Origin of the sequence: Brevundimonas sp. TWP2-3-4b2 (genome assembly GCF_049897345.1) — a bacterium.
Taxonomy (GTDB): Bacteria; Pseudomonadota; Alphaproteobacteria; order Caulobacterales; family Caulobacteraceae; genus Brevundimonas.
On record NZ_JAFCWB010000001.1, the window covers coordinates 490,173 to 506,789 of the forward strand.

15 protein-coding genes are annotated in these 16,617 nt (G+C 64.7%); 9 read left to right on the top strand and 6 right to left on the bottom strand.

Going from position 1 to position 16,617, the window contains the following annotated elements; genetic code table 11:
• The first annotated feature begins 33 nt into the window (after positions 1-33).
• The 6 genes from ACP7AS_RS02325 (at position 34) to ACP7AS_RS02350 (ending at position 3,533) form a co-directional block, all read left to right on the top strand.
• Positions 34-222, top strand: a complete 189-nt coding sequence (locus ACP7AS_RS02325) for a YnbE family lipoprotein (protein ID WP_426027209.1) — start codon at positions 34-36, stop codon at positions 220-222.
• Positions 223-239: 17 nt separating this feature from the next.
• On the top strand, positions 240-608 hold the full coding sequence (locus ACP7AS_RS02330) for a DUF1318 domain-containing protein (protein ID WP_426027494.1): 369 nt from the start codon (positions 240-242) through the stop codon (positions 606-608).
• Positions 609-736: 128 nt separating this feature from the next.
• A complete protein-coding gene (locus ACP7AS_RS02335) occupies positions 737-1,825 on the top strand; it encodes a sensor histidine kinase (protein ID WP_426027210.1) in 1,089 nt (362 codons plus the stop codon).
• Between the two features lie 2 nt (positions 1,826-1,827).
• On the top strand, positions 1,828-2,097 hold the full coding sequence (locus ACP7AS_RS02340; RefSeq protein WP_426027211.1) for a hypothetical protein: 270 nt from the start codon (positions 1,828-1,830) through the stop codon (positions 2,095-2,097).
• 57 nt (positions 2,098-2,154) lie between these two features.
• On the top strand, positions 2,155-2,970 hold the full coding sequence (locus ACP7AS_RS02345; RefSeq protein WP_426027212.1) for a tryptophan 2,3-dioxygenase: 816 nt from the start codon (positions 2,155-2,157) through the stop codon (positions 2,968-2,970).
• 77 nt (positions 2,971-3,047) lie between these two features.
• Positions 3,048-3,533, top strand: a complete 486-nt coding sequence (locus ACP7AS_RS02350; protein ID WP_426027213.1) for a PA2169 family four-helix-bundle protein — start codon at positions 3,048-3,050, stop codon at positions 3,531-3,533.
• Positions 3,534-3,591: 58 nt separating this feature from the next.
• Here the strand turns inward: ACP7AS_RS02350 and ACP7AS_RS02355 are convergent, their stop codons facing one another.
• From ACP7AS_RS02355 to ACP7AS_RS02370, 4 genes are all read right to left on the bottom strand, one after another.
• On the bottom strand, positions 3,592-6,594 hold the full coding sequence (locus tag ACP7AS_RS02355; RefSeq protein ID WP_426027214.1) for a TonB-dependent receptor domain-containing protein: 3,003 nt from the start codon (positions 6,592-6,594) through the stop codon (positions 3,592-3,594).
• Positions 6,595-6,946: 352 nt separating this feature from the next.
• On the bottom strand, positions 6,947-7,375 hold the full coding sequence (rplS, locus tag ACP7AS_RS02360) for a 50S ribosomal protein L19 (RefSeq protein WP_426027215.1): 429 nt from the start codon (positions 7,373-7,375) through the stop codon (positions 6,947-6,949).
• Position 7,376: 1 nt separating this feature from the next.
• Positions 7,377-8,129, bottom strand: a complete 753-nt coding sequence (gene trmD, locus ACP7AS_RS02365; protein ID WP_426027216.1) for a tRNA (guanosine(37)-N1)-methyltransferase TrmD — start codon at positions 8,127-8,129, stop codon at positions 7,377-7,379.
• Positions 8,130-8,429: 300 nt separating this feature from the next.
• Positions 8,430-9,617, bottom strand: a complete 1,188-nt coding sequence (locus ACP7AS_RS02370) for an NAD(P)/FAD-dependent oxidoreductase (RefSeq protein ID WP_426027217.1) — start codon at positions 9,615-9,617, stop codon at positions 8,430-8,432.
• A 610-nt stretch (positions 9,618-10,227) separates the two neighbouring features.
• Between ACP7AS_RS02370 and ACP7AS_RS02375 the strand changes: the two genes are divergently transcribed.
• The 3 genes from ACP7AS_RS02375 (at position 10,228) to ACP7AS_RS02385 (ending at position 12,460) form a co-directional block, all read left to right on the top strand.
• Complete coding sequence (locus ACP7AS_RS02375) at positions 10,228-10,545, top strand: hypothetical protein (RefSeq protein WP_426027218.1); 318 nt, start codon at positions 10,228-10,230, stop codon at positions 10,543-10,545.
• A complete protein-coding gene (locus ACP7AS_RS02380) occupies positions 10,532-10,807 on the top strand; it encodes a hypothetical protein (RefSeq protein WP_426027219.1) in 276 nt (91 codons plus the stop codon). Before ACP7AS_RS02375 ends, ACP7AS_RS02380 begins: the two co-directional genes overlap by 14 nt.
• 264 nt (positions 10,808-11,071) lie before the next feature.
• Complete coding sequence (locus tag ACP7AS_RS02385) at positions 11,072-12,460, top strand: hypothetical protein (protein ID WP_426027220.1); 1,389 nt, start codon at positions 11,072-11,074, stop codon at positions 12,458-12,460.
• 265 nt (positions 12,461-12,725) lie between these two features.
• Here ACP7AS_RS02385 and ACP7AS_RS02390 read toward each other — a convergent pair whose 3' ends face one another.
• On the bottom strand, positions 12,726-13,685 hold the full coding sequence (locus ACP7AS_RS02390; protein ID WP_426027221.1) for a hypothetical protein: 960 nt from the start codon (positions 13,683-13,685) through the stop codon (positions 12,726-12,728).
• Between the two features lie 20 nt (positions 13,686-13,705).
• Positions 13,706-16,609: a DNA polymerase I gene (gene polA / locus ACP7AS_RS02395; protein ID WP_426027222.1), complete on the bottom strand. Its 2,904-nt coding sequence runs from the start codon at positions 16,607-16,609 to the stop codon at positions 13,706-13,708.
• Positions 16,610-16,617 lie beyond the last annotated feature (8 nt).

A 16,617-nucleotide genomic window follows, 5' to 3' on the forward strand; every position in this document is an offset into this window, starting at 1 on the left:
GATCACTGCCAGCAAGACCGGAGACGACAGACCATGACCCGGACCCGTATTCGCCTCGCCCTCATCGGCCTCGTGGCCGGCCTCGGGGTCAGCGCCTGCACGCCCACGGTCCGGCTGCAGGTCGACCCGATCCAGATCTACGCCAAGCTCGACGCCGATGTTCGCATTCGTCTCGACAAGGAGCTTCAGGACCTCCTCGTCGCAAACCCCAACCTGTTCTGACGCGAAAGTTGACCCAGATGTCTTTCCGCAAGTTCTTCGTCGTCGCCGCGGCCGTCGCGGCGCTTGGCGTCGCCGCGGGCGCGGCCTTCGCCCAGACCTCGGCCCAGAAGTCCATGATCGACGCCGCCAAGGCGCAAGGCACGGTCGGCGAACAGTCGGACGGCTACCTTGGCTTTCGCGTCCCGTCCTCGGATGCCGCACTGACCGCAGCGGTCCAGACGACCAACGCCGCTCGCCGTGAGGCCTACGCCCGCGCCGCCCAGGCTTCGGATGATGGCGTGACAACCGAGGCCGCCGCCGCCCGGATGTTCCAGGCGCAGCTTCTGCCCCGCATCAGCACGGGCCAGTGGTACCGCAACGCGCAGGGCCAGTGGGTCCAGCGCTAGGGCGACCAGCGACCGTCCGGCAGGCCTGAGCGGCTTGCCGGACGTATTTCCCCCCAGCGCCCGATATTGCGCGTACAGAATTTCGGTTGGCCGCAGTTTCGCGCGTCCACTGGACCCGCGCGCTTTCCATGAACACGCCGATCCCCGGAATTGAGGACGCCCAGACGCTCGCCCAGGCGATCGTCGACACGATCCACGAACCCCTGCTCGTCCTCGACGCGCGCCTTCGCGTCCTGGCCGCCAGCCGCGCCTTCTACGATATCTTCAGGGTCGATCCCGAACACACCATGGGCTGCCTGCTCTATGATCTGGGCGACGGCCAGTGGAATATCCCCGCCCTGCGCCTGCTTCTTGAGACCATCATTCCCGAGAAGACGGCCATGGACGGATTCGAGGTCGACCACGACTTCCCCGGGGTCGGCCCCCGCACCATGCTGCTCAATGCCCGCAAGGTGATCTACGAGACCAGCGCCAACACCACCATCCTGCTGGCCTTCACCGACGTCACCGCTCGCCGCGCCATCGAGCGTGAGAAGGCCGAACTGCTTGAGCGGACCGAAGAGCTGCTGCGCCAGAAACAGATGCTGCTGCAGGAGATGCAGCACCGCGTCGCCAACAGTCTGCAGATCATTGCCAGCATCCTGCTGATCAAGGCGCGGGCCGTGACCTCGGAGGAGACGCGTCATCACCTGAAGGACGCGCACCAGCGGGTCCTCTCGGTCGCCGAGGTCCAGAGCCAGCTCCACGCCTCGGGCGGCGTCGACCAGATCGAGGTCGGCCCCTATCTGACCAAACTTTGCGACAGCCTGTCCGCCTCGATGATCGGCGAGACCCAGGCCATGCTGGTCCGCGTCGAGGCCGACCACGGCCTTATCGGCTCGGACAAGGCGGTCAGCATGGGCCTGATCGTCACCGAACTGGTCATCAACGCCATCAAATACGCCTTCCCGACCAACCGTGCCGACGCCCTGGTCCTCGTCCGCTACGAAAGCACAGGCGACGCCTGGGCCCTGATCGTTCAGGACAACGGCATCGGGGCCGACACGCCGGTTCCCTCGGCGCACGGCGGTCTGGGCGGCGCCATCGTCGAGGCCCTGGTCAAACAGCTCGACGCCCACATGACGCTGTCGACCAGCCCCGGCATGACCGTGTCGATCCGCCACACCGGAGAGGGCGTGCTCGGCTCCGCCACAAGCCCGGCACAGGCTATGTCTTGACCATGGCGTCGCGCTTCCTTCTGAACCTGTTGATCGCCGGCCTGATCTCGGCCGTTTGCACAGGCCTGATCAGCCTGTTCTGGAAAGTGATCGGCGGGGGCGACCTGCCGCTTCACGGCTGGATCGCCCTGTCGCTCGGCGTTCTCGGCACGATCAGCCTGGCCTGGCTGCTGATGGGCCTGGCCTTCAAGTCGAGCCGCGAGGGCTGGGACGAGGGCGTCGACAACTCCCTGGACCCGGGACGCGACCAGGCCGAAGACGACGGACGCTGAGACCCCCAGTTCAGCACCCCTCTTGAGCCGTGACCTCGCCCGCGCGATAGGTCACTCATGACCGACACCTCCGGGCCCCACCATCCGTCCGACATCACCTACGCCGGCTACCTGGCGCTGGACGATCTTTTGGCCGCCCAGCACCCGATCTCGGACCAGCACGACGAAATGCTGTTCGTCGTCATCCACCAGACCAAGGAGCTGTGGCTCAAACAGATTCTGCATGAAGTGACCCTGGCCCAGACGCTGGTCCGCGCCGGCGATCTGGTTCCCGCCTACAAGATCCTGGCCCGCGTCAGCCGCATCCAGGCCGTCATGACCATGAGCTGGGACATCCTGGCCACCATGACCCCCGCCGACTATCTGCGCTTCCGGGGCGTTCTCGGGTCATCCTCGGGCTTCCAGAGCGACCAGTTCCGCCGTTTCGAATATATGATGGGCCTCAAGGACGACCGGTTCCTGCGCTTTCACGTGGACCGCCCCGCCGCCCATGCGGCGCTGAAGTCTGCCCTCGTCGCGCCCAGCCTCTATGACGACGCCCTGGCCCAGATGGCCGCCGCCGGCCTGCCGATCCCCGCCGAGGTGCTGAACCGGGACGTCAGCAAACCGTGGGAGCCGTCCGAGGGCGTGGAAGCCGCATGGCTGGAGGTCTATCGCGACACGACCCGCTGGTGGCCTTTCTACCAGTTGGCCGAAAAACTGGTAGACCTGGACGATGCCCTGCTGACCTGGCGGCACAAGCACGTCGTCACGGTCGAGCGCATCATCGGGCGCCGCCGCGGCACCGGCGGTACCGCCGGCGTGGCCTATCTGACCGAGACCCTGCAGCGCCGCTGTTTCCCCGAGCTCTGGTCGCTGCGCACGAAATTGTAGAACGGCGAAGCTGAAACCTTTTCCGCCCGGTCCGCGCTTTGACTGTCTCTCCCCGAGAAACAGCAGAGGCCAATCCCATGAGCACCCCCAACCATCACGACATCCACGTTCTGAACAGCCTGATCGAAACCACCATCGACAGCGTCGACGGCTACCGCGAGGCCGCCAAGGAAACCGACAAGGCGACCTACCGGACCCTGTTCGAGGCCCGCAGCTTCGAGCGCCAGCAGGTCACGGCCGACCTCCAGGGCGCGGTCCGCACCCTGGGTGGCGAGCCCGAGGACGACGGCACCATCCTGGCCAAGGCCCACCGCGCCTTCCTGGACGTCAAACACGCCCTGCTGCGCGATGAACAGGCGGTGGTGAACTCGGTGGAAACCGGCGAGGACTTCATCAAGGGCAAGTTCGAGGCCGCCCTGGAGGATTCCGCCGTGTCGGCCACGACCCGCGAGACCATCCGCAGGGCCTACACCACGGTGAAGGACGGCCACGACCAGATGCGCGACCTCAAGCACAGCCTGGAAGGCCAGAAAGACGCCGACGGCCGCCTGTATCCGAACTGACCCTGAAACAAAAACGGCGGGGCCAAGGCCCCGCCGTCAGAGTTTTATCAGACCAGCCCTAGAATTTGGCGGTCAGACCGACCGAGTAGCGACGACCCAGGGTGTCATAGGTCGAAGGGTCGGTGTTGGCCTGAACGCCGGGCGAGTAGACGATCGGATCCTCATTGGTCAGGTTGTTCACCGTGAACCGGAGGCTGACGCTCTCGGTCAGATCCACGCTTCCGTTAAGGTCGAAATAGTTGACGGAATCGAGTTGAACCGCGGTGCCGAACTGATCCAGTTCGCCAACGTGCCGCCAACGGGCACCCAGGGCGTAACGCCCCATGCTCCAGTTCACAGAACTCAGCGACTTCCATTCCGGGAAGGTGTTGCCGAAGACGCTGTCGATCGTGCCCGTACGGTTGATGAACGGACCGCCCGGCGCGTCCTGACGCTCCCGGTTCTCGAGCCAGCCAAGAACAAGGTTGAAGCTGACGTTGCCCCAGTCCGGCATGCCGATGTCAGCGAGCACGAAGTTCCAGTCAACTTGGGCGTCGACGCCGGACGTCTTCAGCGTCGCCAGGTTGGCGTTCACTTCACGCGCCTGGTTGACGTTGCCCGACAGCGGATCACGGTCAAACAGCGAGCAATAGCCATTGGTCGGGCTATAGGTGGGGTTCTGGCCCTGGGCGTTGAAACAGCCCTGCAGCTGAGCCGAGGCCCCGATGGTGCCGATGACGTTCTCGATCTCGATATTGTAGTAGTCGATCGACGCCGACAGGCCCGAAATCCAGGGATTGGTGTAGGGCGAGGTGATGACCAGACCGGCGGTGAAGGAGTCCGAAGTCTCCTCCTCGAGGTTCGGATTTCCGCCCGTGATGCCCGGCACCTGGTTGTTGGTGAACACATAGGCGTCGATGGCAGCCGCGGAGATGCCCTGCGCCAGGCAAAGCGCACGGACCTGAGCGGCGTTCGGCCCCAGGCGATAGCTCGACCGGATGTCGCAGGGGTCGCCGGAACGCCCGGTGCCCGACACGGCGCCGACGCTGGGGAAGCTGGTGTTGACGGGCGCGAACAGTTCACCGATCGACGGCGCCCGCACCGCGCGCTGAACGCCACCGCGCGCCCTCAGGTTGTCGAAGATCTCCCAATCCACATCCGCCTTGTAGGCGCTGACCCAGCCGACCGTCGAATAGTCAGACGTCCGATAGCCCAGGTTCAGGTCCAGCTGCTGGATGAACGGCAGGTCGGACAGAAGCGGAACGAGAAGTTCGAGGAAGAACTCTGTCGAATTCGTCTCACCGCGCAGGGGTTGGCTGGGGTTGAAGCCGGCGATTTCAGAACCGCCGATGTTGCCGCCGTCGGCCAGACCGCCGGCCCCGAGGTGAGGCGTGACCGGATTGGTCTGGGCGAGGGAGGCGTCAGGCCGGAAGGCGAACGTGTCCTGACGGTACTGGATGCCGCCGGCAAAGCGCAGATCACCGGCCGGAAGCTCCAGCAGGCTGCCCTGAAGCGAGGCTTCCACGACCGTCTGCTCCTGCTCGGTCACGTTCTGGGCCGTCCGGCCGATATAGGTGACGCAGGCCGGCGACAGTGCGGTTTCACCGAAGGGATCGAAGCCGCCGGCGCAGAGCGACGCGCCGCCGTCCGGTGCGTCGAGGAGCCGCTGGACAGACGAACGCGAGACGTTGCCGGTCTGCACGCTGGTGCGAAGGTCGCGGCCATACTGGGCGTAGGCGTCATAGCTCCAGTCACGCAGACCGACCAGGTCGCCACGCACGCCGACCGTGCCCTGATAGACGTTGTAGTTCTCAGTGGCGCGACGGCCGCCCAGGGCGTTGAAGCGCTTGTTGAGCAGGAACGAGCCGGTCGGGTTGGGGCGCGAGAGCAGGAAGCTGCGCAGGTCGGCGGGAATGAACGGGTTGGTCGACGGCACGCGGAAACCGGTCGCCGGAACGTTGCCGGCCGCCGGGCTGGCCGCCAGTTCATTGGCCGACTCATACTCCGTGAACAGCAGGCTGCCATAGACTTCGGCAGCGGCATTTAGCTCAAAATTTCCGCCGGCGTAGGCGTTCCAGCGGTCAAGACCCAACTGCAGCAGGTTCAGCGGACCCGTGTTGTAGACGTAGTCGCCCACGCCGGGTCTGGCGAAGCCATCATAGTCGATGCCGCCGGGGCTGACGAAGTTCCGCGTCCTGACGTAGCTGAACAAGGTGTTGTTGTTGTTGAAACCGAACGCACCCGTGTTGGTCAGGGTCGCGTCGCTGAAATAGGAGCGAACCAGTGTCAGGGACGGCAGATTGGTGGAATCGAAAACCGTGCTGCCGAGCGGCGAGGTACCGGACGGCCCGGAAATCGACGAGAAGGCGCGGTCGCGGTTGAAGATCTGCTCGCGCGTCGAGCGGCCCAGCGACAGCACCACATTGCCTCGACCGTCAGCGACATCGCCGCCCAGGGTGAGGGAGTAGCTTTCGGTCGCGCCGTCGCCTTCCTCGGTGACGCCGTATTGGGCGTCGATCTGAACGCCCGTGAAGCTGTCATTGAGAATGAAGTTGGCGACGCCGGCGAGGGCGTCGGAGCCGTAGGCGGCCGATGCGCCGCCCGAGATGACTTCAACGTTCTTGATCAGGGACGTCGGGATGATGTTGATGTCGACCGTGCCGTCAGAGTTCGACGGAATAACCCGACGTCCGTTCATCAGCACGAGCGTGCGCTGTGTGCCCAGGCCGCGCAGGTTGATGTTCGCCTGACCGCCGTTGGACGGGTTATTTGAGGTCGAGTTGATCGACGGAACGAACTGCGGAAGGTCGTTGATAAGCGTATCGAGCGTCACCGAGCCGGTCGCCTGAAAGTCTTCGGCGTTGACGGTCACGATCGGGCTGGTCGAGGCGTAGTCCTGGCGCGCGATCCGCGAGCCGGTCACCACGATGTCGTCAATCGTGGTCGCTTCTTCCTGCGATTGGCTTTGCGGCGCGCTCTGGGCCTGGGCGGCGGAAGCCAAGGCCAGCGACGCTGCGGCGACGGTCAGGCCTGCGATCATGGTCGACCCAAGCAGGCCATTGCGGAATTTGTGAACGTTCAAGTGCTTTTTCCCCTCTTTGAGACCGCCGCGCGCGATGCGGACGAGTCTGCCCCGATTGTGACAGTGACTAGTAGACCACCGTTCGGCATACGGCCAGGCGGGTCAATGCATGTTGTAATACTTCCGTCTCAATTGTGTCGTCACTGTGCCTGGTTGAACACGGGTTGGCGACCCGGTGGCACGCAGGTGTCGCCCAACAGCGACGGTTGGCGCTTGCTGAACAGCAAGGGGCCTGGCCCGGCGACTGACGTGCGGCCCGAGCCCTGGATCGACCCTCAACCGGGACCTCCAGGCCATGAAAAAGGCCCCGGCGTTTCCGCCGGGGCCTTTGTAGTTCAAGCCGAAAAACGGCCTATGCTTCGGTTTCGTCGGCCTTCTGGGCGGTGCCGGTTTCCGGCACCACCGCGCCCTTGACCGGGCGGATGGTCTGCTTCTCGGCGATCCGGGCCGACTTGCCGCGACGGTCGCGCAGGTAATAGAGCTTGGCGCGCCGCACGACGCCGCGACGCTTGACTTCAATGGCGTCGATGTTCGGCGACATCAGCGGGAAGACGCGCTCGACGCCCTCGCCGAAGCTGATCTTGCGCACGGTGAAATTCTCGTTGATCCCCCCGCCGGCGCGGGCGATGCAGACGCCCTCGAAGGCCTGGATGCGTTCGCGCTCGCCTTCCTTGATTTTGACCATGACGCGCAGCGTGTCGCCGGGCTGGAAGTCAGGGATGGCGCGCGTGGCGACCAGGCGGGCTTTTTCTTCGGCTGCGATCGTCTGCAGGATGTTCATTCTACTCTCCTCGGGCTTTTGCGCCCTTTAGCTGTGATTTGGCGGGCCCAGGTCCCGCATTTGTCTTGTCCGGATACGCCGCCCAGAGGTCTGGCCGCCGCTCCCGGGTCGTCTCTCGCCGCTGCTCTTCGCGCCATGCGGCGACCTTTTTATGGTCACCCGACAGAAGCACCTCGGGTATCTCCAGCCCCTCGAACGTCCGCGGTCGCGTGTACTGCGGATGCTCCAGAAGACCGTCCTCGAAACTCTCGGAACTGAGACTGTCCGCCTGGCCGAGGACGCCGGGCAGCAGTCGTACGCACGCCTCGATCACCACCATGGCCGCCGCCTCGCCGCCAGCGAGCACCGCGTCCCCGACGGAGACCTCCTCGAACCCGCGCGCGTCGAGCACACGCTGGTCCACCCCCTCGAACCGGCCGCACAGCACCGTAATGCCGTCGGCCTTGGCCCATTCCTTGACACGCGCCTGGGTCAGGGGCCGACCCCGGGCACTCATGTACAAAAGCGGCCGCCCTGACCCCGCAACGCTGTCGAGCGCCCGGGCCACCACGTCCGCCTTGAGCACGGCTCCCGGGCCGCCACCCGCGGGGGTGTCGTCCAGGAAGCCGCGCGTATCTGTGGAAAAGGCCCGAATGTCAACCGTATCAAGGCTCCAGAGCCCGCGCTCACGCCACGCCGTGCCGATCAGCGACACGCCGAGCGGGCCGGGAAACGCTTCCGGAAACATGGTCAGGACGGTGGCGGTGAAGGGCATGAGGAGGGCTTAGGGCTTAGGGCTTAGGGCTTAGGGCTTAGGGCTTAGGGCTTAGGGCTTAGGGCTTAGGGCTTAGGGCTTAGGGCTTGGGGCTTGAGGCTTGGGGCTTGGGGCTTGGGGCTTAGGGCTTGGGGCTTAGGGCTTGGGGCTTAGGGCTTGGGGCTTAGGGCTTGGGGCTTAGGGCTTGGGGCTTAGGGCTTGGAGGGAGTAGGGACGGCTGAAGAGCGGGGCAAGGATCGGGGCAGACGGCGAGACCAGGACACTCCCCTAAGCCCCAAGCCCTAAGCCCTACTCCCTCCCCTAGCACACCTGCCCCGCCGCCCACCCCGACGACCAGGCCCACTGGAAATTGTAGCCGCCCAGCCAGCCGGTGACGTCGGCGGCCTCGCCGATGACGTAGAGGCCGGGGACGGAGGTCGCGGCCATGGTCTGCTGGTCCAGCTGGTCCGTGGCGATGCCGCCCAGCGTCACCTCGGCGGTGCGGTAGCCTTCGGAGCCCACCGGCTTGACGGTCCAGCCGTTCACGGCGGCGTCGAGGCGGCGCAGGGTCTTGTCGCCGACCTCGGCCAGCTTGCCCTTGACGCCCTCGCGCTCGCAGACGCTCTCGGCCAGGCGGCGGGGGATGATGTGGCCCAGGGCCGTATGCACCATCTGTTTGCCGTTCTCCTCCTTGGCGGCCTTGAGGCGGGCATGGAGGTCCTCGCCGGGGGCCATGGCCACGGTGATGGCCTCGCCCTCGCGCCAGTAGGAGCTGATCTGGAGGATGGCGGGGCCGCTAAGGCCGCGGTGCGTAAAGAGCATCGCCTCGGCAAAGGAGGTCCCGCCGCCCTTGACCACCGCATCCACCGCCACCCCGGCCAGCGGCGTCAGCGTCTCCAGCAGGCCGGCCTCGAAGGTCAGGGGGACCAGGGCCGGGCGGGTGTCGGTGACGCGCAGGCCGAACTGGCGCGCGGCGTCATAGGCCCAGCCGGTGGCCCCCATCTTCGGGATCGACTTGCCGCCGGTGGCCAGCACCAGCGAGCGGCTGCGCACCACCGAGCCGTCCGACAGGGCGGCCTCAAACCCGTCGCCCACACGGTCCACCCGCTCGACCGAGACGCCCAGCGACAGGACCACCCCCGCCGCCCGCAGGTCGTCGGTCAGCATGCGGATGATCTGTTTGGCGCTGTCGTCGCAGAACAGCTGGCCCAGGGTCTTTTCGTGCCAGGCGATGCCGGCGCGGTCGACGCGTTTGACGAAGTCGTGCTGGGTGAACCGCTTCAAGGCCGAGGTGGCGAAGCGCGGGTTCTCGCCGAGGAAGTTCGCGGGACTGGTCCCGGTGTTGGTGAAATTGCAGCGCCCCCCGCCCGAGATGCGGATCTTCTCGCCCGGCGCCCGGGCGTGGTCGAGGAGGCGCACCGAGCGCCCGCGCCGCCCGGCCTCGCCGGCGCACATCATCCCGGCCGCGCCGGCGCCGACGATCAGGACATCCACAGGCTGGGGGGTCATGGCGGGGCCTTAGCACGGGCGGCGTCCAGGCCGCCATTGGAGGGGTTCAGACGAAAACCGGGTCTGAATCGTCTGAAGCGTCTGAAATCGACCCGCCGCTCTGGGGCGTGCTCTGGGGCGCGCTCCGGGGCGCGCGCGGAGGCTCAGGGGTCGGCGGGTTCGGGGATGGGACGGGCGCGGGCGCATGGGCGCGAGTCTGGCACCGCCCGGACCCTCGGCGGGCAGAAACCCGCAAACCCTGTGGGGACGTGGGAAAGAGCGCGGGTTGGCGCGGGATGGTGAGCAGATCACCCTCCCTTTCGTCATCCTCCGACAAGCCGCGCAGCGGCGCAGATCGGGGGACCCAGCGGCGCCGAAGGCGATCTGTGCAGGCACCGTGTCCGCGACAGGGTCGCGCTCTCGCGCGCCTCCCCCGGTCCGAGCTTCGCTCGGCCGACGGATGACGAAGGGTCCCCCGGTCTCGCTGCGCTCGCCGGAGGATGACGAAGGGAGGGGGTGAGCTCTCCCCTGGGGTTAAAAAGAACAAAACACGAACGCAGAGATTGACTCCGGCCGCGCCAGGCGGCTGGATCAGACCGGGTCGGTGGTTTGAGGATGAGGGATACAGACGATGCCGGCCGAACAGAGCCAACCCTCGGCCCCCGAGGCCCCCGAGGCCCCAGCGGCCCCCGACGCCCGCCGCCTGGCCGACCGGCTGCTGGCCGCCTTGGCCGGCCTCGACCTGACCAGCGCCGACGGCCGCGCCGGCATCGGCACGCTGCTGTCCGAGATCGAACGCGCCTGCCCGGGCGCCATCCTGCAACAGGCGGCAGGGATACAGCTGCGGGCGCTGGGGTGGAGGAGAGACGCATCGCGTCTCGACGACGGGCGGGACGCATCGCGTCCCGACGACGCCCTGACCCTTCCGGACCTGCATGACGCGGCGTAATTTCGACCGCTACACCGCCGACGACTGGAGAGAGGCCGGCCGCACGGTCGGCGCCATCCTGACCAACCGCTGGCTGGTCTATACCGAGTGCGACCTGTGCGAACTGCGCATCCGCGCCGACCTGAAACGCATCGCCCGCGAGCGCGGGGCGAGCTTCGTCCTGTCGGGCCGGGCCACGACCTGCCGCAGGATGGGCTGCCCGGGCCGGGTCACCTTCTGGGTGCGGCCGCATGGGGCGAGCGGGGATGTGGCAATGACGTGAGGGAGCGGCCAATGCGGGTTCCGCCTTCCGAGGGAAGCTCATATCGTGCGCTGGGCCGCGAGCTCGCTAAGCGCGGCTCCAGGCAGGTTGCCCTCATCAGCACGCATGGCGAGTCGTTAGCATGCCTTGCCAGCTTCGCTCAGTCGTTGACCACGTCTTCCTCCTCGGAAATGATGCAGTGGTAATTTCTTCTCAGGCTGCCGACAATCAAGACCACTATTCTCGTTTGGCGGCGGCCTATTGATAAATAGGCAAGATGTCAGCATGAAATCGATCGTGTGCGTCAACGTCCAGATACCAACGATTCAAAATGAAATAGAATACGGATCTAACGACTCTTTGCGTGACCACGATATCGTGGTCTTTGATCCAGCGCTGCCTTGGTATGAGCGGATTGAGTTCTCCGCAGGCGGGTCCTGCATGTCGATTGAATCGACTGCTCGGTTTGCAAAAACGTCAACCCATTGGTCGCATGAACTGAGCGGCGCGCTCGCTGCCGGAAAGACGATCTTCGTTGTTCTGAGCGATTACAAGGAAGATCAGGCCGCTACTGGCAGTACGATGTCTTCAAAAACGAGCAGGAACTATAATACTACAAAGATCAATAACTACAGTCTTATTCCTGGCGGGCTAAAAGTTAGAAACGCGCGCGGCCGCACAATTGTTGTTAAGGACTCCGCGTATAAGAATCTTTACGATACAATCAAAGAGATTTCCGAATACCGTGTAGTGTTCGAAGCTCCGACGTCAATGCATACAGTCTTTGTCGCAAAGGATGGAACTGCCGTCGGCGGAGTGGCAAAATTCAAGGAGCACCCAGGCTCGCTGGTGCTGCTTCCCCATTTTGACTTCCAAGCCGACGAGTTCACCGAGACTTCTGACGCTGGTGAAGAGATTTGGAACGATAAAGCGCTCAAGGTCTCTAGTGCGCTCGTCGGCCAACTGGTGGCGATCGATCGTATGTTGAAGAGCTCAGCGGAGCTGACTCCACCGCCGGGTTGGGTAAGCGACTTCGCTAAGCCTAAGAGCGTCGATGAGATTGAAAGCGCCATTGCCGAAATCGACTCGCGGATAGAGGAGCTGCGAGGGCAGAGGAATAGGGAGGCGCTCCGAAGGGCAGGCCTCTTGGAGTACTCGCATCTACTCTATGAGACCGGTAAACCGCTGGAGCACGCAATCGAAAAGGTACTGAGGCTGCTGGGTTACAAGGTGGAGACACTCCGCATTGGCGATCTCGAGATTGACCACGTGATCGTGGGGCCGACTGGACGGCGGATGATCGGAGAATCCGAAGGCAAGGACACTAGCGCCATCGACATCTCCAAGTTCCGCCAGCTGGAATCGAACATTGGAGAGGATTTTGAGCGTGAGGATGTCGATCAGCCCGCCAAGGGCCTTCTGTTCAGTAACGGATTTCGTCTGTCATCTCCCGAGGCCCGGGCAGAACAGTTCACGCAAAAGAGCCTCACGAACGCCAGACGGCTCGGCTCCGCGCTCATTCGAACTGCGGACCTATATGCGGTCGCAGTCCATCTCCTGGATCACCCCGAGGACGACGCTTTTCGGATTGCGTGTCGGACATCGATCGAGGAGACCCACGGCGGCGTTGTTGTCTTCCCAAACGGGCGAAACGAGCTGCAAGCTAGCCGCTAGACCCGCTACCGCGCCCCAAACTCTGTGAGCGCCTTAGGGATGGGGTCCGCGTAGCGGAGGCCTCGGCAGCCCTCGACCTGACTAACGCCAACGGTAGCGCCGGCATAGGCACGCTTCTCGTCGAGATCGAGCCCCCGCCAGCACCAGCCTGCAAAACCTGCGGGGCTCAGTCTGCTAGGGTTGGAGCGCGCGATGGGACAACAGGGTCCGTTCGGGGCGTCGATGTAGGGGCTGACCCGCGACCGCTAAACGGCTCACGAGGTCCTTAGGCTGTCGTTCCTCTTGAACCGCTCCCCCTCGATTGAGACTCCGCTAGCGATCGACCGACGAGTCCTGCGAGAACCTCGATCTCTCTGGCGTCGAGAGACTTAAGCGTAAGGTCTGCCGTTGATTCTCCCCTCTTCAAGATAAAATTCCGCTCCACGGCGAGAAAGGAAGAAATCACTGACTTAACATCTACAGATTTGTTAGATTTTGATATGGATGAAGCTATGAGTTTTGATTCAATGTTTGTTAATTCATTCTGAAAATACTTTATTTCAGTAAGATTGCGCCGATAGGTGGCTAGAAAAAAGAATGCAAAAGTATTAGCCGTTACAGCTAGATCTATTTTCGAGGCCATCGCGCCCCAATAGAGCATTGCATTAGGTGTCTCTGAACTAATAACTCCCATTTTCTGGCTAGCCTCGACTGCGAGCCATACTAGAAATCCAGCGCCCATCGCAGCAAGTGCTGCCCCAACTGCAAGATTTGTGTTTGCTTTCCTGCCCTGTGCGGCCACTTCAGACATAAGGCGATTGCACAAACCCCGAGCAATTTCGTCCTCTGGTAATATTTGATGAGCGATCTGCGTAGTCTGTGATTTCGCACTCCCCGGCGACGAGGACTCGGTCTGAATGGAAATATCAGTTATTGCCGAACCATGACGATAAATAGCCGTGACTGATCCGCCATAGTCCAGAAAAAGCCGTGTTGCAGCGATTGCTGCCAGCATTACGCTTACAGTACCGCCAATCGGTGCATAGAAAGCCAAAAGAACCGAATCTAATGACAATACATAAGAAAATTCTCTGCTACGACCCAAGCTAAAAGCAAGTACGGCAAATCCCAAGCCAGCAACAATCTGGAATACAAACCAATTTATGCGCTCTCGATCATTAGTGGGCCGCAAGAATTTTGCAGCAGTCGACACAAAACTGTATGTCGAAGAAGTTATGGTATCCATGAAGTCCCCCTGCAGTATTTCTAATGCGCCTCGTCCCAGTTCCCCGCCGCCCTTGCATCCACCACCAGCTGCACCGTCAGCGCCACGGCCGGTTCCGCCGCTCCCTCCATCGTCCGCTTGATCACGGCGATGGCGCGGTCGGCCTCGGCGTCGGGGGCCTCGAAGACCAGTTCGTCGTGGACCTGGAGCAGCATGCGGGTGGAGAGGCCGGCGTCTGACAGGGCCCCCGGCATGCGGATCATGGCGCGGCGGATGATGTCGGCGGCGGCACCCTGGATGGGGGCGTTGATGGCGGCGCGTTCGCCGAACTGGCGCTCGGCGCCCGACTTCGAGTGGATGGCGGGGATGTGGATGCGGCGGCCGAAGACGGTACTGACCATGCCGGTCTCGCGCACCTGGGTCTTGGTGGCGTCCATATAGGTGCGGATGCCGGGGAAGCGTTCGAAATAGGTCTTGATATAGTCGCCGGCCTCGCCCTGGCCGATGTTCAGCTGGGCGGCCAGGCCGAAGGCGCTGATGCCGTAGACGATGCCGAAATTGATCGCCTTGGCGCGGCGGCGGGTCTCGGGGTCCATCTGGTCGACGGGGACGCCGAACATCTCGCTGGCCGTGGCGGTGTGGATGTCGATGCCGGCGGCGAAGGCGCGCTTGAGCTCGGGGATGTCGCCGATATGGGCCAGCAGGCGCAGCTCGATCTGGCTGTAGTCGGCGCTGATCAGGACATGGCCGGGGGCGGCGATGAAGGCCTGGCGGATCTGGCGGCCGGTCTCGGTGCGGATCGGGATGTTCTGGAGGTTGGGGTCGGAGGAGGCGAGGCGGCCGGTGGTGGCGGCGGCCAGTTGATAGGAGGTGTGGACGCGGTCGGTGGTCTTGTCGGCGGCCTCGGTCAGGGCGTCGGTATAGGTGCCCTTGAGCTTGGCCAGCTGGCGCCAGTCCAGCAGGACGCGGGGCAGGTCGTGCGTGGGCGCGAGCGTTTCGAGGGTGGCGGCGCCGGTCTCCCACTGGCCGGAGGCGGTCTTCTTGCCGCCGGGCAGGTTGAGCTCGCCGAACAGGATGTCGCCGATCTGTTTCGGGCTGCCGATGTTGAACGGGCGGCCGGCGATCTGGTGGGCCTGGGCCTCCAGCTCGGCCATGCGCAGGCCGAACTCGGAGGACAGGCGTTTGAGGCGATCGGGATCGACGCGGATGCCGGCCCGCTCCATGTCGGCCAGGACCGCGGGCATGCCGCGCTCCAGCGTCTCATAGACGGTGACCAGATGCTGTTCGGCCAGCCGGGGCTTGAGGATGCGCCACAGCCGCAGGGCGACGTCGGCATCCTCGGCGGCATAGGCGGTGGCCGGCTTCAGCGCGACATGTTTGAAGGATTTCTGGGCCTTGCCGGTGCCCGCGACCTGTTTGAACGGGATGGGGTCGTGGCCGAGGTGGAGCTTTGACAGCTCGTCCATGCCGTGGCCGTGCAGCCCGCCCTCCAGCACGTAGGAGATCAGCATGGTGTCGTCGATCGGGGCGACGCGGATGCCGCGTTGGGCCATGACGGCCAGGTCGTATTTGCCGTTCTGGGTGACCTTGAGGACGGCGGGGTTCTCGAGCAGCGTCTTCAGGCGGGTGAGGGCCGTGGCCTTGTCGATCTGGGTCAGGGCTTCGCGCTGTTCCGTCTCGCCGCCGAAATCGAGGCCGCCGGCGCTGGCCGCGGGCTCGTGCTCATGCGTCAGGGGGATGTAGCAGGCGTCATTGGGCCCGATGGCCAGGGACACGCCGCACAGGCCGGCGTGGGTGGCGCTGAGGGCATCCGTCTCGGTGTCGAAGCCGACGACCCCGGCCTCGGTGGCGCGGGCGATCCACTGGTCGAGGTCTTCCAGCGTCTGGACGCAGGCGTAGGAGTCCGTCTCGACGGTCTGGGCCTCGGCGGGGCCCTCGACGGCCTGGCCGTAGCGCGGGGTGGCGACCGGAGCGCTGGGGGCCTTGGGCCGGGCCACGAAGGCGGTGCCGTTGGTCGCCGGGGCCTTGCCGTCGCCGACGCGGTTGCGCAGCGAGCGGAACTCCATCCGGTCGAGGAAGTCGGCCAGGATCTCGGGGTCGGGGTCGCGGACGGCGAAGTCGGAGATGGGCTCGGAGGCCGGGGCCTCGCAGTCGAGAGTGACGAGGCGACGCGACAGACGGATCTGGTCGGCGTACTCGATCAGGGTCTCGCGGCGTTTGGGCTGTTTGATCTCGCCGGCCCGGGCCAGCAGGGTGTCGAGGTCGCCGAACTCGTGGATCAGCTGGGCCGCGGTCTTGGGACCGATGCCGGGGGCACCGGGGACGTTGTCGACGCTGTCGCCGATCAGGGCCTGGACCTCGACCACCTTGTCGGGGGTGACGCCGAATTTCTCGAACACGGCCTCTTCCGCCAGGCGGCGCTCCTTCATCGGGTCCCACATGACCACCGAGGGGCCGATCAGCTGCATCAGGTCCTTGTCGGACGAGACGATGACGGCCTCGCCACCGGCGTCGCGGACGCGGCAGGCATAGGTGGCGATCAGGTCGTCGGCCTCCCAGCCGGGCAGTTCGATGCCGTGGACGCCGAAGGCGGCGGTGGCCTCGCGGACCAGGGGGAACTGGGGGATCAGGTCCTCGGGCGGGGCCGAGCGGTTGGCCTTGTAGAGGTCGTACATCTCATTGCGGAAGGTCTTTTCCGAATGGTCGAAGACGGCCACCAGATGGGTCGGGCCGTCCTCGCCCTTCATGTCGCGGATCAGCTTCCACAGCATGTTGCAATAGCCCTGCACCGCGCCCACCGGCAGGCCGTCGGACTTGCGCGTCAGGGGCGGCAGGGCGTGGTAGGCGCGGAAGATATAGGCGCTGGCGTCGATCATCCACAGCCGCACGGGGGAGCCGTCGTGGGGTGCGGAGGGAGCGGGCGAGTCGGGCGCGGCGTCGGTCATGGGCGGAA